At 64.7% G+C, this 22,002-nt stretch carries 18 protein-coding genes and 1 tRNA gene; 10 read left to right on the forward strand and 9 right to left on the reverse strand.

Going from position 1 to position 22,002, the window contains the following annotated elements:
• Positions 1–154: 154 nt before the first annotated feature.
• The 3 genes from M8997_RS14470 to M8997_RS14480 are packed head-to-tail and all read left to right on the forward strand — an operon-like array spanning position 155 to position 4,719.
• Positions 155–1,594 carry a methylmalonyl-CoA mutase subunit beta gene (locus M8997_RS14470; RefSeq protein WP_250014713.1) on the forward strand — a complete coding sequence of 480 codons (1,440 nt, stop codon included), beginning with the start codon at positions 155–157 and terminating at the stop codon, positions 1,592–1,594.
• Positions 1,594–3,726, forward strand: a complete 2,133-nt coding sequence (scpA, locus tag M8997_RS14475; RefSeq protein ID WP_250014714.1) for a methylmalonyl-CoA mutase — start codon at positions 1,594–1,596, stop codon at positions 3,724–3,726. The genes M8997_RS14470 and scpA overlap by 1 nt, the downstream gene beginning before the upstream one ends.
• Positions 3,727–4,719, forward strand: a complete 993-nt coding sequence (locus tag M8997_RS14480; protein WP_250014715.1) for a magnesium transporter CorA family protein — start codon at positions 3,727–3,729, stop codon at positions 4,717–4,719. It begins immediately after the preceding gene.
• A gap of 15 nt (positions 4,720–4,734) precedes the next feature.
• Here M8997_RS14480 and M8997_RS14485 read toward each other — a convergent pair whose 3' ends face one another.
• The 4 genes from M8997_RS14485 to M8997_RS14500 all read right to left on the reverse strand — a co-directional run bounded on the left by M8997_RS14485 (position 4,735) and on the right by M8997_RS14500 (position 8,280).
• Positions 4,735–5,205, reverse strand: coding sequence for a GreA/GreB family elongation factor (locus M8997_RS14485; RefSeq protein ID WP_250014717.1), 471 nt, complete (start codon positions 5,203–5,205; stop codon positions 4,735–4,737).
• Positions 5,206–5,267: 62 nt separating this feature from the next.
• Positions 5,268–6,290, reverse strand: a complete 1,023-nt coding sequence (locus M8997_RS14490; protein ID WP_250015422.1) for an asparaginase — start codon at positions 6,288–6,290, stop codon at positions 5,268–5,270.
• 103 nt (positions 6,291–6,393) lie between these two features.
• Entirely contained in the window at positions 6,394–7,110 is a 717-nt protein-coding gene (locus tag M8997_RS14495; RefSeq protein WP_250014719.1) for a class I SAM-dependent methyltransferase, read from the reverse strand.
• Between the two features lie 3 nt (positions 7,111–7,113).
• Positions 7,114–8,280 carry an acetyl-CoA acetyltransferase gene (locus M8997_RS14500; protein ID WP_250014721.1) on the reverse strand — a complete coding sequence of 389 codons (1,167 nt, stop codon included), beginning with the start codon at positions 8,278–8,280 and terminating at the stop codon, positions 7,114–7,116.
• A 150-nt stretch (positions 8,281–8,430) separates the two neighbouring features.
• Here M8997_RS14500 and betI point away from each other — a divergent pair, with 150 nt between their 5' ends.
• From betI to betB, 4 genes are all read left to right on the forward strand, one after another.
• Complete coding sequence (betI, locus tag M8997_RS14505; protein ID WP_250014723.1) at positions 8,431–9,021, forward strand: transcriptional regulator BetI; 591 nt, start codon at positions 8,431–8,433, stop codon at positions 9,019–9,021.
• The gene (betC, locus tag M8997_RS14510; protein ID WP_250014725.1) at positions 9,018–10,538 is read left to right on the forward strand and encodes a choline-sulfatase; all 1,521 of its coding nucleotides are present in this window, start codon (positions 9,018–9,020) and stop codon (positions 10,536–10,538) included. Before betI ends, betC begins: the two co-directional genes overlap by 4 nt.
• 7 nt (positions 10,539–10,545) lie before the next feature.
• On the forward strand, positions 10,546–12,195 hold the full coding sequence (gene betA / locus M8997_RS14515) for a choline dehydrogenase (protein WP_250014727.1): 1,650 nt from the start codon (positions 10,546–10,548) through the stop codon (positions 12,193–12,195).
• A gap of 62 nt (positions 12,196–12,257) precedes the next feature.
• Positions 12,258–13,721 (forward strand): betaine-aldehyde dehydrogenase, encoded by a 1,464-nt coding sequence (gene betB, locus M8997_RS14520; protein WP_250014729.1) that lies wholly within the window; start codon positions 12,258–12,260, stop codon positions 13,719–13,721.
• Between the two features lie 17 nt (positions 13,722–13,738).
• On the opposite strand, the gene M8997_RS14525 is transcribed toward betB, so the two are convergent.
• Positions 13,739–15,979, reverse strand: a complete 2,241-nt coding sequence (locus M8997_RS14525; RefSeq protein ID WP_250014731.1) for an AGE family epimerase/isomerase — start codon at positions 15,977–15,979, stop codon at positions 13,739–13,741.
• 190 nt (positions 15,980–16,169) lie between these two features.
• Between M8997_RS14525 and M8997_RS14530 the strand changes: the two genes are divergently transcribed.
• From M8997_RS14530 to M8997_RS14540, 3 genes are all read left to right on the forward strand, one after another.
• Positions 16,170–16,246: transfer RNA gene (locus M8997_RS14530), tRNA-Pro, on the forward strand.
• 810 nt (positions 16,247–17,056) lie between these two features.
• A complete protein-coding gene (locus tag M8997_RS14535) occupies positions 17,057–18,130 on the forward strand; it encodes an HPP family protein (protein ID WP_250014733.1) in 1,074 nt (357 codons plus the stop codon).
• A gap of 54 nt (positions 18,131–18,184) precedes the next feature.
• Entirely contained in the window at positions 18,185–18,553 is a 369-nt protein-coding gene (locus M8997_RS14540) for a DUF427 domain-containing protein (protein ID WP_250014735.1), read from the forward strand.
• Here M8997_RS14540 and M8997_RS14545 read toward each other — a convergent pair.
• Genes M8997_RS14545 through M8997_RS14560 form a run of 4 tightly spaced genes read right to left on the reverse strand, consistent with a single transcriptional unit; the run spans position 18,550 to position 21,942 of the window.
• Positions 18,550–19,335 carry an ABC transporter ATP-binding protein gene (locus M8997_RS14545; protein WP_250014737.1) on the reverse strand — a complete coding sequence of 262 codons (786 nt, stop codon included), beginning with the start codon at positions 19,333–19,335 and terminating at the stop codon, positions 18,550–18,552. The genes M8997_RS14540 and M8997_RS14545 overlap by 4 nt on opposite strands.
• Positions 19,332–20,135, reverse strand: coding sequence for an ABC transporter ATP-binding protein (locus tag M8997_RS14550; protein ID WP_250014740.1), 804 nt, complete (start codon positions 20,133–20,135; stop codon positions 19,332–19,334). The genes M8997_RS14545 and M8997_RS14550 overlap by 4 nt, the downstream gene beginning before the upstream one ends.
• Positions 20,132–20,965 (reverse strand): ABC transporter permease, encoded by an 834-nt coding sequence (locus M8997_RS14555; RefSeq protein ID WP_250014742.1) that lies wholly within the window; start codon positions 20,963–20,965, stop codon positions 20,132–20,134. Before M8997_RS14555 ends, M8997_RS14550 begins: the two co-directional genes overlap by 4 nt.
• Complete coding sequence (locus tag M8997_RS14560) at positions 20,962–21,942, reverse strand: ABC transporter permease (protein WP_250014744.1); 981 nt, start codon at positions 21,940–21,942, stop codon at positions 20,962–20,964. The genes M8997_RS14555 and M8997_RS14560 overlap by 4 nt, the downstream gene beginning before the upstream one ends.
• Positions 21,943–22,002: the final 60 nt, after the last annotated feature.

Here is a 22,002-nt window from a genome sequence, read left to right on the forward strand (position 1 = left end):
CTCCTGTGCCCGGCGGCGCTTCGCCACCCGAAAGCTGCGCGGCTTCGGAGCACATATTTTTCAAAAGCTTAGACCGGGTGACACTTTGCTTTATTGCGAAGCAGCATGGTTGCCCCTAAAGTCGCGCCAACAAATCGTGCAGCCGGGAGAAAGCATGGACGCGTCACTGCTCAAGGAAACGGAATTTGCCGCGATGGACCGGGACAAATGGGTCCAGCTCGCGCAAAAAGCCCTGAAGGGCGCTGATTTCGACAGCACCCTGGTCTCCAGGACGGATGATGATGTTCTCATTCAGCCGCTCTACGACCGGCGGCGCAATGCACAGCTCGTTCCACGGCGGCGTGCGGCGCGTCCCTGGCATATCGTGCAGCGCATCGACGATCCGGATCCCGTTCGCGCCAACAGGCAATTGCTCGAGGATCTCGACAATGGCGCCACCGGCATAGCGCTGGTGTTCGAAGGCGCGCCGAATGCTTTCGGCTATGGCCTGCCGGCGACGAAGGAAGCCGTCGACAAGGTGCTCTACGGCGTTCATCTCGACATGATCCATCTTCGCATGGACGTACACCCGAAGAGCCGCGCCTGTGCCGACTGGTTCGTCGATTACATGCGGCCGCGCGACGTCAACACCAAGACCCTGAGCTTTTCGATGGGCATCGACCCGGCTGCGACGCTGGCCGGCACCGGGCGGCTGCGCATGACGATCGCGGCGCTCAAGGCCTCGCTGCCGCAATCCCTTTCCGGCTTCTTCTCGCCCGATCTGCCGGGCATCGTGCTGGAGGCGGATGGACGCGTCTATCACAATGCCGGCGCGACCGAGGCCCAGGAGCTCGGCGCCATGCTGTCGATCGCGGCCGGGCATTTCCGCCTGTTCGAAGAGGCGCGCCAGCCCATCGTCTTCGCGGCGCCGCATATCGGCTTCGCCCTTTCCGTCGACCAGGACCAGTTCCTGTCGATCGCCAAGATTCGCGCCCTGCGCAAGCTCTGGGCCCGCCTGCAGGAGGCCTGCAATGTCCGCCCTGCGCCGACCATGATCCATGCGGAAACCTCGATGCGCATGATGACGAAGCGCGACCCGGAGACCAATATATTGCGCACGACCATCGCCGCCTTTGCCGCGGCGGTCGGCGGGGCGGACACCATCGCCGTGCTGCCGCATACGATCGCGCACGGGCTTCCCGATGCAGCCGCAAGACGCCTCGCCCGCAATACGCAGCTCGTCCTCGCCGATGAAAGCAACCTTGCCTTCGTCGCCGACCCCGCCTGCGGCTCCGGCGCGGTGGAAACATTGACGGACGGGCTGTGCGAGGCCGCCTGGAAGGAATTCCAGCAGCTCGAAAGGGATGGCGGCATCCTGCAGAGCCTGGTGGACGGCAAGCTGCAGGCGCGCATCGTCGCCGCCCGGAACGAGCGCGCACGCGCCTTCGCCGACGGCAAGCGCTCGATCGTCGGCACGACGGTGTTTCCCGCCGGCAACGAGCGGCCCGTTCGGGTGCTCGAGGCGCCGCGGATGCCGCTTCCGACCGATGGCGTCGTCCACTGCCAGCCGCTCACCTTCCCGCGCATCGACGAAACATTGCAGGCATCCGCATAATGAGAGTTCCCGATTTCAGCACCATCGAGTGGTCCAGCCCGAAGAATTCGGCGGAGAAGCCGGATGCAGCGGTGTGGAAGACGCCGGAAGGCATCAAGGTCAAGCGGTCCTATGGCGAGACCAGCCTGCGCGGCGTGCCCCATCTCGACAGCTATCCCGGCGCCGCCCCCTTCATCCGCGGCCCCTACCCGACGATGTATGTGCAGCAGCCATGGACGATCCGGCAATATGCGGGTTTTTCCACGGCAGAGGAATCCAATGCCTTCTACCGGCGCAATCTCGCCGCGGGCCAGAAGGGATTGTCGGTGGCCTTCGATCTCGCCACCCATCGCGGCTATGACAGCGACCATCCGCGCGTGGCGGGCGATGTCGGCATGGCTGGCGTGGCCATCGATTCCATCCTCGACATGCAGCAATTGTTCGATGGCATACCGCTCGGCGAGATGACGGTTTCCATGACGATGAATGGCGCGGTCCTGCCGATCCTCGCGCTTTATATCGTCGCGGCCGAAGAACAGGGCGTGAAGCAGAGCCAGCTTGCCGGCACCATCCAGAACGACATCCTCAAGGAGTTCATGGTCCGCAACACCTATATCTACCCGCCGCAGCCCTCGATGCGGATCATCTCGGACATCTTCTCCTATACTTCGCAGCATATGCCGAAGTTCAACTCGATCTCGATTTCCGGCTATCACATGCAGGAAGCGGGTGCGACCGCCGATCTCGAACTGGCCTATACGATCGCCGACGGCATCGAATATGTGCGCGCGGGAGTGGCGGCGGGCCTCGACATAGACAGTTTCGCGCCGCGTCTGTCGTTCTTCTGGGCCATCGGCATGAATTTCTTCATGGAGGTGGCGAAGCTGCGCGCGGCGCGGCTGTTGTGGTCCGTGCTGATGAAGAAGAACTTCAATCCGAAGGACGAACGGTCGCTATCCCTTCGGACCCACTCGCAGACGTCCGGCTGGTCGCTGACGGCGCAGGACCCGCACAACAACATCATGCGCACGATGGTCGAGGCGATGGCCTCGACGCAGGGCCACACCCAATCGCTGCACACGAATTCCTTCGACGAGGCGCTGGCGCTGCCGACGGATCATTCGGCGCGGATCGCCCGCAACACGCAGCTCGTGCTGCAGAAGGAATCCGGCACGACCCGCATCATCGATCCATGGGGCGGCTCGGCCTATGTCGAGCGGCTGACCCATGATCTCGCCCGCCGCGCCCTCACCCATATCGAGGAGATCGAGGCGCTGGGCGGCATGGCCGCGGCCATCGAGAAAGGCATTCCGAAACTGCGCATCGAGGCAGCCGCAGCCCGCACCCAGGCGCGCATCGACAGCGGCCAGCAGCCGGTGATCGGCGTCAATTCCTACCGCCCGTCGGAAGAGACCGAAGTCGATGTGCTGAAGGTGGACAATGCCGAGGTTCGTGCCCGGCAATTGTCGAAGCTGCAGCAGTTGAAGGGGACGCGCGACGTCGCCGAGGTCGACAGCGCCTTGACGGCGCTGACCGATGCGGCGCGCAGCGGCAAGGGCAATCTGCTCGAATTCGCCATCAAGGCGGCCCGCGCCCGCGCCACGGTCGGCGAAATCTCGCTGGCGCTGGAAAAGGCGTTCGGCCGGCATGTCGCCACGATCCGCACCATCTCCGGCGTCTACCGCAAGGAGGCCGGCAAGAGCGCGATCATGGACCGGGTGCAATCCAAGGCTGCGGCCTATGAGAAGCGCACGGGTGAAAAGCCGCGCATCCTGGTGGCGAAGATGGGCCAGGACGGGCATGATCGCGGCCAGAAGGTCATCGCCACGGCTTTTGGCGATCTGGGCTTCGACGTCGTCGTCGGCGCCATGTTCCAGACGCCGGACGAGGTGGCCGAACTCGCCGCCGAGAGCAATGTGAACATCATCGGCGTTTCCTCGCTTGCGGCCGGGCATCTGACGCTGGTGCCGGAATTGAAGGAGGCGCTGCAACGCCGCGGCCGAAGCGACATCCTTATCATCGTCGGCGGCGTGATCCCGCCACAGGATTACGAGGCGGTGCTGCAGGCCGGCGCGACGGCCATCTTCCCGCCGGGAACGGTCATCGGCGAAGCGGCCGAATCCCTGATCGACAAACTGATGGGTTCGCTCTGAATGATCACGATCTACACGCTCGACAAGGATCGGCTCGTCGCCCAGGCGGCAAAGGCCAGAGACCCGCTTCCGGACGGCACCGTCTGGATCGACCTGCTCCACCCGACGCGCGAGGAGGACCTGCAGACCGAGGAATGGACGAAAGCCGCCATCCCGACTCATGAGGACATGGTGGAGATCGAGGAATCGAGCCGCTTCTATTCCGAGGCGGGTTCGCAATATCTGACCGCGTCGATCCTCTATGCGGGCGAGAACAATCATCACTCCATCGCGCCGATTTCCTTCATCCTCGCCGGAAAGTTCCTCGTCACGGTGCGCTACAGCGAGCCGAGGGCCTTCACGCTCTATACGAGCCGGGCGACCAAGAGCGGCAATGGCCTCGTCAGCGAGAATTGCAGCGGCGTGACCATACTCCTCGGCATCATCGAAGCGGTGACGGACCGTATTGCCGATATCCTCGAAGGCGTGGCCAGCGAGATCGACCATAATTCCGCGATGATCTTCCGGCGCTCCGAAAAGGACCGGCCGATGACCACCAAGAATTTCCGCGACAGCCTCACCCGCATCGGCGGACAAGGCGCCTTCCTGTCGAAGATCAGGGAGAGCACCGCCGGCGTCAGCCGCCTGCTCGTCTACATGACGGCGATCACCGACCAGAACAGCTACAAGAAGGAGACCCGCGCCTGGATCAAGTCGCTGGAGCGCGATACCCAGTCGCTGAGCACCTATGTGGATTTCCTGTCGAACAAGATCACCTTCCTGCTCGATACGGTGGTGGGACTGATCTCGATCGAGCAGAACGCGATCATCAAGATCTTTTCCGTCGCGGCGGTGGCCTTCATGCCGCCGACGCTGGTCGCCTCGATCTATGGCATGAACTTCCAGTTCATGCCGGAACTCAGCCAGGTCTGGGGCTATCCGATGGCACTCGGCCTGATGGTCGCCTCCGCGGTCATCCCGCTGCTGATCTTCAAGAAAAAGGGCTGGCTATAGCCGGGACAATGCGGCTCAGCGGACGGACAGGCTGAGGATTTCCCACTCGCGCTCGTTCAGCACGAAGGATTCGCCCACCGCCTTGCCGAACATCTGCACCGCCAGCGGCGAGACATGCGATATCTTGCCCTGCGCCGCATCGGCCTCGTCCTCGCCGACAATGGCCCAGCTCTGGCTGCGATCGTCCTCGTCGACGATCTCGACGGTCATGCCGAAGCGCACGACATCGCTATGCGGGTCCGGCTGCGATAGTTCCGCCGTCTCGCGGCGCGCCTTCCAGTAGCGAAGATCGCGGGACGCGCGGGCGATCAGCTCGCGGTCGGCCTCCGAATTTCCCTTCGCCAGGGCATCATGCGCGGCGGCGAGCTCCGCCTCGATCATGGCAAGCCCATTGGGCGTCACCAGATTGCGGTGGCTGCTGACCGGACGCTCGCCGACATCGATGGAGGCGTTGCTGTCGTCCTCTTTGGTAAAAGCTCTGCTCATGGATATCAGGTAGGTATTGCGGCGCCGCAGGGCAAGTGCAAGCCTGTGCAGGCGGCGCCGGCCTAGCCGATGAGCGCCTCGGTCAGGACTTCCGTCGGGCTGACGACGCCATAGGTGATGCCGTTCCAATTGCGCATTTCGCGATCGGCGAAACGGTCGAGCTTCGATTCGAGCTCGTCCTCGGCGCGGAAGATCCGCCCCAGCACGGTGGCGATGATCGCTTCGGCGGCGCGCGTCGCGCCATCGTCGCATTTGACGGCAATGCCGAGGCCCAGTTCCGGCAAGGCGCCGGTGAATACGCCCTCGGCGCCCGTCTTGACGAATATCCGCCCCGGCGCCATCTCCATCAGCCGCGTGCAGGCGCGGCCGGTGCCCGCCACGTAGAACGGCGCCGCCATCGCCGCATCGACGAGCCGCCGCGCGGCCTTGCGGCGTTCCGCTTCGAGCCCGACGCCGCTCGCCATGCGGGCAAAGCCGTGGGCGAGATTGCGCAGCGGAATGGCATAGGTCGGGATCGAACAGCCATCGGTGCCGCATTGATCGAGCGCGTGCGGCGCGCCGGTCACGCCCTCCATCGCGTCGCGCACCAGATCCTGCTCGGGCGAGCCGAGGGCAGAATAGCCCTTCTTTTCGAGGCCGAGATGCTGGCAGGTGCACAGGAAGCCGGCATGTTTGCCGGAGCAATTATTGTGCAGCGGCGTCGGCTGCCCGCCGCTTCTCGCAAGCTCGATCGTCACCGCCTGTTCGAAAGGCCAATGGGTACCGCACGCCAGCGCCGAGGCATCGAGGCCGGCTTGGCGCAGCATCTGCTCGGCCTTGGCGACGTGCAGGGGCTCGCCCGAATGCGAGGCGCAGGCCATTGCCAGCTCTTCATTGCCGAAACCATAGGCATCCGCCGCGCCGCTTTCGACCAGCGGCAGCGCCTGGATCGCCTTTATGGCCGAACGCGGGAAAACAGGGCGCTCAATATCGCCGAGCGAGAACACCAGCCGCCCATCGCCATCGACGACGGCAACGGCGCCGCGATGGAGGCTCTCCACCGTTTCACCGCGAAATACTTCCACCAGAACCGGGTTGCTCATGATTTGCGCTGTCCTTCGATCAGACCGAACCGGCCGAAACTCCTGACCTTATAGAATGGTCGCGCGCGCAAATCCATTGCAGATGCAGCGGGTGGACGAACCGGCCTCACAGCGCCGGCTTCTGCCAGTCCATGACAAGGAAATGCGGCACGCGGCGGTGGCGCTCGATCTTGAGCGGGTCGCCGCCATAGGGCGCCGGCTCGTCGAAATAGCGCAGTTGCAGCCCATGGCCGAGCAGGATGCGCATATAGAGGCTGAGGGGCCGGTGCCAGTTGCGCACCCTTATTCCCAGCCATTCATACCATTCCGGCCGTTCCTCGAGGTAATTGTCGATGTAGAAGCGCGGATTGCCGTCGGCATCCTTCATCCAGCCGCGCGGCGGCCCGGCCGTGTTGAAGCTGTTGAGGTTGGCGATCAGCAGCGTGCCGCCGGGTTTCAGCACCCTGACCATTTCGGCGAGGGCATTATGAATGTCGGGAATATCCACCAATGTCAGGTAGCTGACCACGAGATCGAAGCTCTCATCGGCGAATTCGAGCCGTTCCGCGCGGCCATCGCGATAATCGCCGGCCGGGTCCTTCTCGCGGGCCCGGCAGAGCAGCCTTTCCGTCGGGTCGATGCCGATCGTCCTGATGCCCTCCGCCGCCAGCATCCGGCAGAACCGCCCCTCGCCGCAGCCGACATCCAGCGCGCTGGCGAAGCCCCGGCCCCGGATGCGCGACATCATCGGCGCATCGAGAACGAAGCGGCGGCCGAAATCCCCGTCTTCCCCCTGAACGTCGATCCAGGCCGAAGCAGATTCCGTCCACCCGTTTTCGATCATGCTTTATTTTATCCGCTCAAGAACCGATACGTAATTGGCGACTGCCGCCCCACCCATATTGAATATGCCGGCAAGCCTGGCGTCTGCAACCTGTATTCCGCCGGCCTCACCCATAAGTTGCATCGACGACAGGACGTGCATGGAAACGCCGCTGGCGCCGATCGGGTGGCCCTTGGCCTTCAGCCCGCCGGATGGATTGACCGGCAGGCGCCCGCCCATGGCCGTCTGGCCCTCCAGCGCCACCTTGGCGCCCTCGCCCGGCCGCGCCAGGCCCATCGCCTCATATTCGATCAGTTCGGCGATGGTGAAGCAATCATGGGTCTCGACGAAGGAAAGATCGTCGATGGTCACGCCGGCCTCGCCGAGAGCGCGTTTCCAGCCTTCCGCGCAGCCCTCGAAGCGCAGAATGTCGCGCCTGGATATGGGCAGGAAGTCCTGCACGTGCTGCGCGGCGCGAAACGCCACCGCCCGGCGCATGCGCAGCGCCGTCTGCGTGTCGGTCAGCACCAGCGCCGCCGCGCCATCGGAAACGAGCGAGCAATCGGTGCGCTTGAGCGGACCGGCGACAAAGGGGTTCTTCTCGCTTTCATGGCGGCAGAATTCATAGCCGAGATCCTTGCGCATCTGCGCATAGGGATTGTTGACGCCGTTCTTGTGGTTCTTGGCGGCAATCGTCGCCAGCGCATCGGACTGGTCGCCATATTTCTGGAAATAGGCGGCGGCGATCTGGCCGAACACACCGGCGAACCCGGCGGGCGTATCGCCCTCTTCCGGCAGATAGGAAGCCTTGAGCAGGTTCTTGCCGATCTCGGGTCCGGGCGTCGAGGTCATCTTTTCGACGCCGACGACGAGCACCACCCGCGCCGCGCCGGCCCGGATCGTCTTTATGCCCTGATGAACCGCCGCCGAGCCCGTGGCGCAGGCGTTTTCGACGCGCGTCGCCGGCTTGAAGCGGAATGCGTCGCTCGCCTGCAATACGAGGCTCGCGGTGAAATCCTGCGGCGAGAACCCGGCATTGAAATGGCCGAGCACGATTTCATCGACATCTTCGGGTCCAATACCGGCATGATCGAGCGCCGCAACGGCTGCCTTGACGATCAGCGTCTCGACCGTCTCTTCCTCCAGTTTGCCAAAGGGCAAATGGGACCATCCCACGATGCAGGCTGTCATAACTTCCTCCAAAAACCGTCTCCTCAACGTAAAGATGCGCCCGCGCCCGTGCAAGGTAAAGCAGCATAATCACTACATTCCTGCGCATAGTTTTTTATTGATTGAGCAGTCAATCAAGAATAGGATCATGCGGAATCCAGGACCCCGCTCATGCCCAAGATTGGAATGGAACCCCTGCGCAAGCGCGCATTGATCGATGCCGCCATCCGGGCCATCGGCGACCGCGGCTCGCTCGACGTGACCGTCGCGCAGATCGCCCAGGAAGCCGGCGTTTCGGCGGCCCTCGCCCATCATTATTTCGGCGGCAAGGAGCAGCTCTTCCTTGCCACCATGCGGCATCTTTTGACCGAGCTCGGGCAGGACCTGCGCTCCGCCCTGCACCAGGCAACGACCCCCGCGGCAAGGGTTGCCGCCGTCATCGCGGTCAATTTCTCCGCATCGCAGTTCGCGCCGCAGACCGTCGCCGCCTGGCTGACCTTCTATATTCACGCGCAGCAATCGGAAGAAACGCGCCGGCTGTTGCGGGTCTATGCGCGGCGGCTGCATTCGAACCTTGCCCATGCGCTGTGCCAGCTGACCGACCGGGCAAGCGCGGTCGCGATCGCCGAGGGCGCGGGCGCGCTGATCGACGGCCTCTATATCCGCCATGCCCTGCGCAACGGCGCGCCGGATGCGGTCGCGGCCATCGCCCTCGTCGAAGATTACGTAGCCACCAAACTCGCCTGCGGAAGAAAAGCATGAAGCCCAATATCCTCATCCTGATGGTCGACCAGCTCAACGGAACCTTCTTTCCGGACGGCCCCGCCGATTTTCTGCATGCGCCGCACCTGAAGGCGCTGGCGGCGCGCTCGGCCCGCTTCGTCAATACCTATACGGCCTCGCCGCTCTGCGCCCCGGCGCGGGCCTCGTTCATGTCGGGGCAGCTGCCTTCCCGCACGCGCGTCTACGACAATGCCGCCGAATTCGCCTCCGACATCCCGACCTATGCGCATCATCTGCGGCGGGCGGGCTATTACACCGGCCTTTCCGGCAAGATGCACTTTGTCGGTCCCGACCAGTTGCACGGTTTCGAGGAGCGGCTGACCACGGATATCTATCCGGCCGATTTCGGCTGGACGCCGGATTACCGCAAGCCGGGGGAGAGGATCGACTGGTGGTATCACAATCTCGGCTCGGTGACCGGCGCGGGCGTCGCCGAGATAACCAACCAGATGGAATATGATGACGAGGTGGCGTTCCACGCCCGGCAGAAGCTCTACCAATTGGCGCGCCGCCCGGCCGACGCGGACCGCCGTCCCTGGTGCCTGACCGTATCCTTCACCCATCCGCACGATCCCTATGTGGCGCGGCGCCGATATTGGGACCTCTACGAGGATTGCCCGGCGCTCGACCCGGAGGTGGGCGCAATCGATTTCGCCCGGCAGGACCCGCATTCGCAGCGGCTGCTGGAGGCCTGCGACCATGGCGCCTTCGAAATCACGCGCGATGAGGTCAGGCGGGCGCGGCGCGGCTACTTCGCCAATATCTCCTATGTCGACGACAAGATCGGCGAGTTGATCGAGACGTTGCAAACGACGCGTATGCTCGACGATACGATCATCCTCTTCACCTCCGATCATGGCGACATGCTCGGCGAGCGCGGCTTGTGGTTCAAGATGAACTTCTTCGAAGGTTCGGCCCGCGTGCCGCTGATGATAGCGGCGCACGGCATCGACCCGGCCGCCATCACCCGGCCGGTCTCGACGCTCGACATCAATCCCACCCTTGCCGCCCTCGCCGGCATCGAGATCGCCGACGTCATGCCCTGGACCGATGGCTGCGATCTGACGCCGCTGCTGCAAGGCGGCGAGCGGACGGAACCGGTGCTGATGGAATATGCCGCCGAAGGTTCGAACGCCCCGCTCGTCTCCATCCGCGAGGGGCGCTACAAGTTCATCCACTGCGAGATCGATCCGCCGCAACTGTTTGATCTGGAATCCGATCCCCTGGAAAAGGTCAACCTCGCCGCCGATCCGGCCCATGCGGCGACGCTGGCCGGCTTCCAGGAGAAGGCGCGCCAGCGCTGGGACATGGAAGCTTTCGATGCGGCGGTGCGGGAAAGCCAGGCACGGCGGTGGGTGGTCTACGAGGCGCTACGCAACGGTTCCTATTATCCATGGGACTACCAGCCGCTGCAGCGGGCGTCGGAGCGCTACATGCGCAACCATATGGATCTGAACGTTCTGGAAGAGAACGCCCGCTTTCCGCGCGGCGAGTGAGGCGAATGTGGAAGCAGATTTCGTCATTATCGGCTCCGGCTCGGCGGGTTCTGCCATGGCCTACCGGCTATCGGAGGATGGCCGGCATTCGGTGATCGTCATCGAATATGGCGGCACGGATATCGGCCCCTTCATCCAGATGCCGGCGGCGCTGTCGTTTCCGATGAACATGAGCACCTATGATTGGGGCTTCTCCTCCGAGCCCGAGCCGCATCTCGGCGGCCGCCGTCTGGTGACGCCGCGCGGCAAGGTCATCGGCGGATCGTCCTCGATCAACGGCATGGTCTATGTGCGCGGCCATGCGCGGGATTTCGACCATTGGGCGGAGAGCGGCGCGGCCGGTTGGTCCTATGCCGACGTGCTTCCCTATTTCAAGCGCATGGAGAACTCTAAGAGCGGCGAGGCCGGGTGGCGCGGCACGGATGGGCCGCTCCATGTGCAGCGCGGCAAGCGCGACAATCCACTGTTCCACGCCTTTGTCGCGGCGGGACAGCAGGCGGGATTCGAAGTCACCGAGGATTATAACGGCTCGAAGCAGGAAGGTTTCGGGCCGATGGAGCAGACCATCTACAAGGGGCGGCGCTGGTCGGCGGCCAATGCCTATCTGCGCCCTGCCCTCAAGCGGCAGAATGTCAGGCTCGTCAATGGCTTGGCGCGAAAAGTGCTGATCGAGAATCAAAAGGCGGTCGGCGTCGAGATTGCACGGCGCGGCCGGACCGAGACCGTGCGGGCGCGGCGCGAAGTCATCATCGCCGCCTCGTCGATCAATTCGCCCAAGCTGCTGATGCTTTCGGGCATCGGCCCGGCGGCGCAGCTGCGCGCATTGGGGATCGAGGTCGTCGCGGACCGGCCGGGCGTCGGCGCCAATCTGCAGGACCATCTCGAGGTCTATATCCAGCAGGAGAGCCTGAAGCCGATCACCCTGAACTCGCGCCTCGGCCTGTTCTCCAAGGCGATGATCGGCGCGCAATGGCTGTTCTTCAAGACCGGCCATGGCGCGACCAACCATTTCGAATCCGCCGCCTTCGTGCGTTCGAAGGCCGGCGTCGATTATCCCGACATCCAATATCATTTCCTGCCGGCGGCCATCCGCTATGACGGCAAGGCCGCGGCCAAGGGCCATGGTTTCCAGGCGCATGTCGGGCCAATGCGCTCGCGCTCGCGCGGCAGCGTCACCCTCCGCTCGGCCGATCCGTTCGACAAGCCGAAGATCCAGTTCAACTACATGTCGCATCCCGAGGATTGGGCCGACTTCCGCCACGCGGTAAGACTGACGCGCGAGATATTCGGCCAGGAGGCGCTGACGCCCTATCGGGGCCGGGAAATATCGCCGGGTTCCGCCGTACAATCGGACGAGGAGATCGACGATTTCCTGCGCGAGCATGTGGAAAGCGCGTTCCACCCCTGCGGGACGTGCAGGATGGGCGCGGCCTCGGACCCGATGGCAGTGGTCGACCCGCTCTGCCGCGTCATCGGCGTTGCCGGGCTGCGCGTCGCCGATTCCTCGATCTTCCCGCGCGTGACCAATGGCAATCTCAACGGCCCTTCCATCATGACCGGCGAAAAGGCGTCCGACCATATTCTCGGCCGCGATCCGCTGCCGCGCTCGAACCAGGAACCGTGGATCAATCCGCGCTGGGAAGTGAGCGACCGCTGACGTAACATCAATCTGCCATCGGCGCGATGAGCGGCCGGTGATCAACATTCCAGGAGAGTTTCATGCGCGCACAGCCCAAGGCATCGCATTTCATCAATGGGCGCTTTGTCGAGGACGAGGCGGGCAAGCCTCTCGACGTGATCTATCCGGCGACCGGCGAGATCATTGCCAGGCTGCACGGCGCGACGCCGGCGCTGGTGGAGCAAGCGGTGCGCGCCGCCGCCGCGGCACAGCCGGCCTGGGCAGCGCTGAAGCCTGTCGAGCGCGGCCGCATATTGCGCCGGGCGGCAGACCTGCTGCGTGAGCGAAATGCCGAGATCGCCCGCCTCGAGACGCTCGATACGGGCAAGGCCATCCAGGAAACGCTGGTTGCCGATCCGGCTTCCGCCGCCGACGCGCTCGAATTCTATGGCGGGATCATCGCCGGGTTCAATGGCGAGATGATCGAGCTTGGCGGCGCCTATGCCTATACGCGGCGCGAACCGCTCGGCATCTGCGTCGGTATCGGCGCCTGGAACTATCCGATCCAGGGCGCCGGCTGGAAGTCGGCGCCGGCGCTCGCGGCCGGCAATGCCATGATCTTCAAGCCTTCGGAGAACACGCCGCTCTCGGCGCTGGCGCTTGCGGAAATCTACAAGGAGGCCGGGCTGCCGGACGGGTTGTTCAATGTCCTGCAGGGCTATGGCGATGTCGGCTCGCTGCTCGTCGATCATCCGCTCGTCGCCAAGGTCTCGCTGACCGGCTCGGTGCCGACCGGCAGGAAGGTACTGGCGCAGGCCGGATCGCATATGAAACATGCGACGATGGAACTCGGCGGCAAGTCGCCTCTCATCATTTTCGACGATGCCGACGTGGAGAACGCCGTCGGCGGCGCGCTGCTCGGCAATTTCTATTCCACCGGCCAGGTCTGCTCCAACGGCACGCGCGTCTTCGTCCAGCGCGGCATCAAGGACAGGTTCCTGCAGCGGCTGACCGAGCGCACGAAGGCGATCAGGCTCGGCGATCCGCTCGATCCCGAAATCCATCTCGGCCCGCTCGTCAATGCGGCGCAGCGCGACAAGGTCGTCTCCTATATCGAAAAGGGCAAGGCCGAGGGTGCGACGCTCCATCATGGCGGCGGCGTGCCGCAGATGCAGGGCTTCGAGGGCGGCTGCTTCGTCGAGCCGACCATCTTCACCAATGTCACCGACGACATGGTGATCGCCCGCGAGGAAATATTCGGCCCGGTCATGGCCGTTCTCGATTTCGACGGCGAGGAGGAAGCGGTGCGCCGCGCCAACGACACGGAATTCGGCCTGTCGGCGGGCGTCTTCACGAAGGATCTGGCCCGGGCGCACCGCGTCATCGGGCAATTGAAGGCCGGCACCTGCTGGATCAACACCTATAATCTAGCGCCGGTGGAAATGCCGTTCGGCGGTTTCAAGCAGTCCGGCATCGGCCGCGAGAACGGCCTTGCCGCGCTCTATCACTACAGCCAGGTCAAGTCCGTCTATGTGGAGACAGGCAACGTCGACAGCCCCTATTGAGGCCGCCGGCGCTTCAGTCAGGCCTTGCCGACATAATGGACATATTGGGTCAGCGCGCTGACGAGATGATAGAAGATCGAGGCCGGCACGTCCTCGGCGCGGGCGCGGCCCTTGTCGTCGATAAGATCGATCCACAGCCCCTTCGGCGCCGGCTCGATATGCCAGCGGAACAGCCGGCCGACGCGCGCCTCGACCTCCGGCTTGAGGTCGGGCCCGCCATTGCCGTCGAGCGCGATGGCGGCCTTGACCGCCTCGGTCTGCGGCCAGCTGCGCGAATTCGTATCGAGCGGCAGGCCGAAGCGCGACACCGCGCCATAGGCGAGCTCGGTCGAGCGGTTGAGGCCATTGGCGACGGCGGAGGCATAGAGCTTGCGCCCATAGCGCACCGCATCCTTCTGGCCTGAAGCGGCGGCGAAGGCGGCCAGCAGGTGCGCCCATTCGAAGTGATGGCCGGGCTCGGTCCACTCGCCCTGCTCGCCCGGCGCACGCTCCCATTCCTGCGTGAAATATTCGCCCAGCGTCCAGGTTTCCGCATCGAACATGTGATGGCGGAACAGATCGACCATGCGCGCGGCGCGCTGCAGATAGTCGCGATTGCCGGTCACGTCATACCAGGCAAGGAAGGTTTCGAGCATGTGCATATGCGGGTTCGAGCGGCGCAGGCCGGTATCGCCCGGCATTTCCAGGAAGCCGGTCAGGCGCGAATCCGCCAGATGCTCGTCGATGAAGGCGAATGTCTCCGTCGCCAGCGTCAGGGCCTGCTGGTGGCCGGCCTTGTAGGCATGGGCGAGCGCGAGCAGCACGAAGGAATGGTCGTAAGTGTCCTCGGAGGCATCGAGAATGCTGCCATCGGGATTGAAGCTCTTGACCCAGCCGCCCTTGTCGGTGCGCCCGCGGGTGATGAAATCCAGCCCGTGGGCGATCAGGTCCTGCGCCGGTCCCTCCCAGCCCATTTCCTTGGCCACGGCGAAGGCGTAGATCTGGCGCGCCATGGTGCGCATGCGCTTGGTCTTGACGACCGGCGTCGCCTCGAAGGACAGCGCCTCGTGGAAGCCGCCATGGCGCGTATCGACGCCGACGGTCGACCATAGCGGCAGGGTTTCGCTGAAGAGCCAATGCCTGACGCGGTTGCCATAGGCGCCGACCTTCGGCAGCCGGTCCTGCGCCGGGGTGAAGCTCGTCTCCAGCCGCCCGGTCTTTTCCAGCTGCTCCACGATCTTGCGCACGTTCTGGCTCTCGCGCACCGGCGCGACGAAGGTCGCATCCGCCGTCACCACCACGGCCGTGTCCTTGAGGCCGACGGCGGAGAGCAGCTTGCCCTCGCTGCGCAGGTAGCTGTGCTCGCAGTCGATCGCCACAACATCGCCGACGAGGACATTGCCATTGCCGTCGACCGAGCCGACTTCGAGCAGCGATTGCCACGAGCCGAGATCGTTCCAGCGGAATTTTGCCGGCACGAGCGCGATATCCGTCGCATGTTCCATGATCGCGTAGTCGACCGAGATCGACGGCACCGCCGCATAGAGATCGTGCGGCAGGTAGGTGCCGGAGATATTGGTGTTCGCCTCGTCGAGCGCGGCGACGGCCTTCTGCCAGATGTCGGCGGCATGGGTCTTGAAGGCATCGCGCATGACGCTGGCGCGGAAGAGGAAAATACCGGCATTCCAGAGGAAATTGCCGGAGTTCAGATATTCGATCGCCTTTTCCTCGTTGGGCTTTTCGACGAAGCGGATGACATTGCGCGTCTCGGCCTCCTCCGGCGTCACTTCGATATAGCCGAAGCCGGTTTCCGGCCTGTCCGGCTTGATGCCGAAGACGACGATGCGCCCGGCCTCGGCCGCCGCCACGCCCGCCTCGACCGACGACCAGAAGTCGCGGTCGGTTGTAATCTCATGGTCCGACGGCACCACCAGCACCAGTTGATCGCCATGTTCGCGCAGGGTCACTTCGGTGGCGAGCACGACCGCCGCCGCCGTGTTGCGGCCCATGGGTTCGAGGATCGGGCGCCCGCCGGCAAGGTCGATGCCGGCAAGGTCGTGGCCGATGCGGTCCGAATGGCGCTCCGAGGCGAGAAGATAGACCGGGACCGCGGTGCCCGCCCGCGCAGCCATGCGCTTGACCGTGCGCAGCAGCATCGAGCCCTGGCCGGAAAGATTATGAAATTGCTTCGGAAAATCCTCGCGCGATAGCGGCCAGAGCCTTGAGCCCACGCCGCCGCTCATGACGAAGCTGATAATCGCTGCCTTTTCAGATGTCATCGATTCCCCACAACCCGGTACGATATTCCACAACTTGCCGCAGAAGGGATACTAGACTTTCGGCGACGTTCACAGGTGGAAAACCGTCAATCTGGCCGACAAGGTAAATTCTGCCGTCACAATCGTGAAAACTCGCGCGGAAACGCTTGCAGCGCGCCAAATCGGACGTTATATACCGCGCCACTGGTCACGGAGTGTAGCGCAGCCTGGTAGCGCACATCGTTCGGGACGATGGGGTCGGAGGTTCGAATCCTCTCACTCCGACCAGTTTTCCCGATTTTCCCGTATCGTTGCCCACCTTGCCTCCAATGAGCTCGATTGCTCATGGTGACCTCAGCGTTTTTCAGGCTGAGCCAACCTCCCTCATGCTGAGGAGATTGGTGTTTGGCAGGGGGATAATTCTGCGAGGTTTCAAACCTGGGCTCCCTAGTTTTCTGCAATCAAATCAATCACCCTCATGCTGAGCCTGTGGAAAGACCCCGCAACGGCGATCCCACCCGCGCATGGTCCGGTGGGATAAATGGAAACTTATCCCACCACTTTGAAACCGGGTTATTGTGATTCGGTCCTTCCCAGGGGAGCAGCTTCCGGAGCTGTTCGCAGGTTGGGGAAGGATGGCGTTGCCGGACAGTCGGGAGTGACAAACCCGACTATCCGGCAAACTGCAGAAGGAAACGGAGGTAGCGCTCCGGTTTCCGGGTTGTTGCGCCTGACAAACGCAACAACAGCAGGGCAAAGACGCCATGGGCGGTCTTCGGACCTCGACCCTGATACTATAGACGCGCGAAGACCGCCCGTCTCCCCCCTTTCAATGACCAGACGCGATTTTGCGGGCGTGGTGACGATTTTCTGTATCCAGCGGTTCTGCTGCCGCCGATCCGAGACGTTTGCAGGAGCCAATCCGGGCCATCCGGCCCACAAAACTGCATTCCAGGAACAATTAATCCCGAAATTCCATCCATCTAGGCGAATATTCTCAAAAAAGCGGTGGTGGGGAACGAAATGGCCTTCCGCAACCGCCGATATGAAAATACACGTGGGGCGCTCCCGATTTCCGCCCTCCGGTCCGGCGTCCGCATGAACATGAACAGATCCAGTTTTCGTATTTTCCAGCCCATTCTTGCTGGCGCGACCCTGCGCGACCGAATCATCGGCTGCGTCGGCGCGCTGGTCGGCATCGGCCTCACCGGCTATCTCTGCGGCCTGTCGATGGGCGATGGCTTCACGCCGATGATCGTGGCGCCCATCGGCGCCTCCGCCGTGCTGCTGTTCGCGGTTCCCGCCAGCCCGCTCGCCCAGCCCTGGCCGATCATCGGCGGCAATACGATCTCGGCGCTGGTCGGCGTCACCGTCTCGCACTTCGTCGCCGAGCCCGCCATTGCCATTGCGCTCGCGGTGGCGCTGGCGATCGCCGCCATGTCGGTCACCCGCAGCCTGCATCCGCCCGGCGGCGCGGCGGCATTGACCGCAGTGATCGGCGGCAGCGCCGTCACCTCCGCCGGCTTCTATTTCCCCTTCTTCCCCGTGGCCGTGAACTCCGTCCTGCTCGTCGGGCTCGGCATCCTGTTCCATCGCCTGTCGCGGCGCTCCTATCCCCATGTGGCGCCGGCGCCGGTCAATATCCATGGCACCGCGGACGAGCCGCCGATCCTACGCGCCGGTTTCCGCAGCGAGGACGTGGATGCCGCGCTCGAGACGATGCACGAGACCTTCGACATCGACCGCAAGGATATCGAGGAACTGCTGCGCCAGGTCCAGCGCCGCGCGCTCGCCCGCGGCTACCGGCCGCTGACCTGCAAGGACATCATGTCCCGCGACGTGATCCGGCTCGAAACGGGCGAAAGCGCCGGCAAGGCGCGGCAGCTGCTGATCGACCACAATATCCGCACGCTGCCGCTCGTCGACGATGGCGACCGTCTCGCCGGCACCGTCGGCCTGCGCGAACTCATCGATGCGACGGGAAGCGTCGCCGACGTCATGGCTCCGCCGCAGACGGCCTCGCCCGACAGTCCGGCGCTCGATCTTCTCGACATATTGACCAGCGGGCGCGTCCACGCGGTTGTCGTCATCGACGAGGAGCGCCATATAAAGGGCCTGGTGACCCAGACCGACCTTCTGGCGGCGCTGGCGGCACGACCCAGCGGCCGCTAGGCGGAACAAAGTCGGCGGCCGATGCTTTATCTGAATGAGCATAAGGAGACGATCATGGACGACGGCGGCATTACCATTCGACCCTATCCGGAATCGGTGACTGTCCGATTCAGGGATGTGGTCATCGCTTCATCCGACAAGGCGCTCGAATTGCGGGAGCCGGGGCACGATCCGGTGCTCTATATCCCCTTCGACGACATTTATTTCACCCATCTGGAAAAGACCTCGACCGAGACGAAGTGCCCGTGGAAGGGCACGGCCACCTATTGGCGCATCAATGGCCAGGGAGAATCGGCCGACGATGCCATGTGGGCCTATGAGGAGCCGAAGGCGGAAGTGGCGCAGATCGCCGGGCACGGCGCCTTCGATCCGAAGCATGTCGTGTTCGAGGGCGTCATCGACGCGGAACAGGTGCTGCGCTAGCCCGGCCCTCCTGGCGGCAGGCGCGGAACCGCGGCGATCAGCGCGCGGGTGGCCTCGGCCTGCGGGGCGGCCAGTACAGCGGCCGTAGCGCCCTCCTCCACCAGCCGGCCCTCGTCGAGCACGATCAGCCTGTCCGCCACCGCATTGATGACCGCAAGATCGTGGGAGATGAAGAGATAGGCGATGCCGGTCTCCTCCTGCAGGTCGAGCAGCAGATTGAGTATCTGGGCGCGGATGGAAAGATCGAGCGCCGATACCGGCTCGTCGAGCACCAGCAGCTGCGGCTGGGTGAGCATGGCGCGGGCGATGGCGACGCGCTGGCGCTGGCCGCCGGAGAGCGAGCGCGGCAGGCGGTCGAGATGTTCCGCCCCGAGCCCGACCTTTTCCAGCATGCGGATGATGATGGGCTCGCAGGCGCCCTTGGCCGCCAGCTTGTGGATGCGCAGCGGCGCCTCGAGGATGCGGCGGACGGAGGCGCGCGGATTGAACGCGGCCATGCTGTCCTGGAACACCATCTGAAACCGTGGCCGCATGCGCCGCAGCGCCTCGCCGCCAAGCCGGGTTATGTCCTGGCCGAGCAGCTGGATCGTGCCGTGGTCCGGCTCCTGCAGGCGCAGCACGAGCTGCGCCAGCGTCGTCTTGCCCGAGCCGGACGCACCGGCAATGGCCAGCGTCTCGCCGCGCGACAGCGAGAAGCCGATATCGCGCAGGCCGGCCGGACCCGCCTTGCCGAAGCGTTTCGACAGGCCGCTGACCTGCAGCAGGGGAGCGCCACGGGTCATGACGGCACATCCTCCACGATTTCCGGCAGCCGGCGCGGCCGCGCCGTGCCGAGCGGCAGATGCAGGGCGACGAGCGCCCGGCTATAGGGATGGGCGGGGCTTGAAAGCAGCGCGGCGGTGGCAGCGGTCTCGACGATCCTTCCATGGCGCAGGACGGCGATACGGTCGGCGCGCTCGGCCGCCAGCGCTACATCGTGGGTGACGAAAACCAGCGTCAGCGCCGCCTCGCGCACCAGTTCGTCCAGCAGGTCGACGATGTGCCGCTGCGTCACCGTATCGAGCGCGCTGGTCGGCTCGTCGGCGATGAGCAGCTGCGGCTCGCCCGCCAGCGCGGCGGCGAGCGCGATGCGCTGCTTCTGGCCGCCGGAGAACTGGTGCGGATAGTCGTCGAGCCGCGCCAGCGCCTTCGGTATGCGGACGCGGTCCAGCAATTGCGCCGCCTCCACCCGCGCCGCGATCCAGCCCATGCCGCGATGCGACACCATGATCTCGGCGATCTGGTCGCCGATCTTCATCATGGGATCAAGACTGCCCGAGGCATCCTGGAACAGAAAGCCGATATCGGCGCCGGGCCTTGCCGCCTGCTCCAGACCCGGAAAATCAATCGCGCCGGACTGCACGGCATCGCCCGGCAGCAGGCCTGCAATGGCGAGCGCCAGCGTGGATTTGCCGGAGCCGCTTTCGCCGATGATCGCCAGCCTTTCGCCGCGCCCGAGCTCCAGCGATACATCGTCGAGCGCCGTCTGCGCACCATAGGCGACGCTGCAATTCTTCACGGCCAGAAACGGCAATTCGCTCATTGCGCCACCCTTTCCCGCCGGGACACCCCTTCCCGCAGAGCTAGGCCGCGCCCGGCAAAATGGACGCCGAGCACCGTGGCGACGAGCGCGATGCCCGGCACGACCGACAGATAGGGCGCGGCGCGCAGGACAGTGCGGCCTTCGGCGATCATGCTGCCCCAGGTGACGCGGTTCGGATCGCCGAAGCCGAGGAACGACAGCGCCGCCTCGATCAGGATCGCCGAAGCCACCGAGATCGCGGCGAGCGAAACCAGCGGGCCGAAAGCGTTCGGCAGGATCTCCCGGAAAGCGATTTCGAGCGGCCGCATGCCGAGGACGCGCGCGGCGGCAACGAAATCGCGCTCGCGCAGGGAAAGCACCTCCGCCCGCGTCACCCGCGCCGCCTGCGTCCAGTTGCCGAGGCTTATGGCGAAGACCAGCGTCGGGATGCCGGGGCCGCTCATGCTGATGGCGGCGAGCGCCAGCAGGAAGGCCGGCACGGTCTGGAACGCCTCGGTGAGACGCATCAGCGCCAGATCGACGATGCCGCCGAGAAAGCCGGAAAGCGTGCCGATGAGGCTGCCGAACATCAGCGCCGCCGCCGCGGAAAACAGCGCGATCATGAGGGTCGTGCGGCTGCCATGCACGATACCGGCCAGCACGTCGCGGCCAAGGCGATCGGTGCCGAGCGGATGGGCGGCATCGAGGAACGGCCGCAACAGCGGCGGCCCGGAAAGCGCCAGCGGATCGCCCGGCGCGATGAGCGGCGCCGCCAGCGCCATCAGCCCGAGCGCGGCAAGGAGCAGCAGGCCGAACCGCGCCTGCCAGCCGATATTGCCCCAGCCGGTCATGTCCTGATCCTCACCCGCGGATCGAGCTTGCCATAGGCGAGGTCGACCAGCAGATTGGCGAGGATGACGATGAGCGCGCTGCACAGGATGACGCCGAGGAGCAGCGGCGTGTCGCGCCGCGAAACCGCCTCGGCGGCAAGCCGGCCGAAGCCCGGTATGGCGAAGACGCTCTCGATCACGACGCTGCCGCCGAGCATCGCCGCCGCCTGCAGCCCCAGCATCGTCACGGCCGGCACGATGGCATTGCGGGCGATGTGGCGCCAGACGATGCGCGTCCGGCTCAATCCGCGCGCCTTGAGCGCAAGCGCGAAGGGCTCGTTCCATATTGCCGCCATGCGGTCGCGCATCAGCCGAAGGTAGAGGCCGAGATAGATCATCGACAGCGAGGCGACCGGCAGGACCATGTGCGCGGCGATATCGCCGATGCGGGCAAGGCCTGTCCTGCCCGACGCCACAGCCTCGATGCCGCCGATCGGCAGCCAGTGCAAATGGACGCTGAAGACGACGATCAGCACGAGCCCGAGCCAGAAGCCCGGCACCGCATAGAGCGCCAGCGAGGCCGTGGACAGGAAGCGGTCGCGCCACGAGCCGGGCCGGGCGCCGGCGACGACGCCGAGCAGCGAGCCGAGCAGGAAGGCCAGCGCCGTCGAGACGCCCATCAGCAGCAGCGTTACCGGCAGGCGCTCGGCCACCACCGAGGCAACCGGCCGCTCGAAGGCCGAGGACCAGCCCAGATCGCCCCGGGCAAGCGCGGAGACATAGGCGGCAAGCCGGTTGGCCGGCCCCTCATCCAGCCGCAATTCCCGCCGCAGCGCCTCAATCTGCCCGGCATCGAGCGCGCCGGACCGGCCGATATAGGCATCCACCGCATCGCCGGGCGCGGCTTCGAGCAGGGCAAAGCTTCCAAGGAGCACGATGGCGAGAACCGGGAGAGCTGCCGCGAGGCGTTTGAGAAGAAAAGTGGCAAGAGGCGGCAAGAACAGCTCCGGCAGTCATGAGGATGCGAGCCTAGAGGCAATTGCCGCGCCTGACAATGT

The organism is Phyllobacterium sp. 21LDTY02-6 (assembly GCF_023554255.2).
Lineage (GTDB): Bacteria > Pseudomonadota > Alphaproteobacteria > Rhizobiales > Rhizobiaceae > Phyllobacterium.

Excerpts from the sequence above, each read along its gene's own strand:
- betC (WP_250014725.1), top strand. The coding sequence starts at position 9,018 with ATGAAGCCCAATATCCTCATCCTGATGGTCGACCAGCTCAACGGAACC.
- M8997_RS14485 (WP_250014717.1), bottom strand. The coding sequence starts at position 5,205 with ATGAGCAGAGCTTTTACCAAAGAGGACGACAGCAACGCCTCCATCGAT.
- betI (WP_250014723.1), top strand. The coding sequence starts at position 8,431 with ATGCCCAAGATTGGAATGGAACCCCTGCGCAAGCGCGCATTGATCGAT.
- M8997_RS14540 (WP_250014735.1), top strand. The coding sequence starts at position 18,185 with ATGGACGACGGCGGCATTACCATTCGACCCTATCCGGAATCGGTGACT.
- scpA (WP_250014714.1), top strand. The coding sequence starts at position 1,594 with ATGAGAGTTCCCGATTTCAGCACCATCGAGTGGTCCAGCCCGAAGAAT.
- M8997_RS14550 (WP_250014740.1), bottom strand. The coding sequence starts at position 20,135 with ATGAGCGAATTGCCGTTTCTGGCCGTGAAGAATTGCAGCGTCGCCTAT.
- M8997_RS14480 (WP_250014715.1), top strand. The coding sequence starts at position 3,727 with ATGATCACGATCTACACGCTCGACAAGGATCGGCTCGTCGCCCAGGCG.
- M8997_RS14470 (WP_250014713.1), top strand. The coding sequence starts at position 155 with ATGGACGCGTCACTGCTCAAGGAAACGGAATTTGCCGCGATGGACCGG.
- M8997_RS14535 (WP_250014733.1), top strand. The coding sequence starts at position 17,057 with ATGAACATGAACAGATCCAGTTTTCGTATTTTCCAGCCCATTCTTGCT.
- betB (WP_250014729.1), top strand. The coding sequence starts at position 12,258 with ATGCGCGCACAGCCCAAGGCATCGCATTTCATCAATGGGCGCTTTGTC.
- M8997_RS14495 (WP_250014719.1), bottom strand. The coding sequence starts at position 7,110 with ATGATCGAAAACGGGTGGACGGAATCTGCTTCGGCCTGGATCGACGTT.
- M8997_RS14500 (WP_250014721.1), bottom strand. The coding sequence starts at position 8,280 with ATGACAGCCTGCATCGTGGGATGGTCCCATTTGCCCTTTGGCAAACTG.
- M8997_RS14525 (WP_250014731.1), bottom strand. The coding sequence starts at position 15,979 with ATGACATCTGAAAAGGCAGCGATTATCAGCTTCGTCATGAGCGGCGGC.
- M8997_RS14555 (WP_250014742.1), bottom strand. The coding sequence starts at position 20,965 with ATGACCGGCTGGGGCAATATCGGCTGGCAGGCGCGGTTCGGCCTGCTG.
- M8997_RS14545 (WP_250014737.1), bottom strand. The coding sequence starts at position 19,335 with ATGACCCGTGGCGCTCCCCTGCTGCAGGTCAGCGGCCTGTCGAAACGC.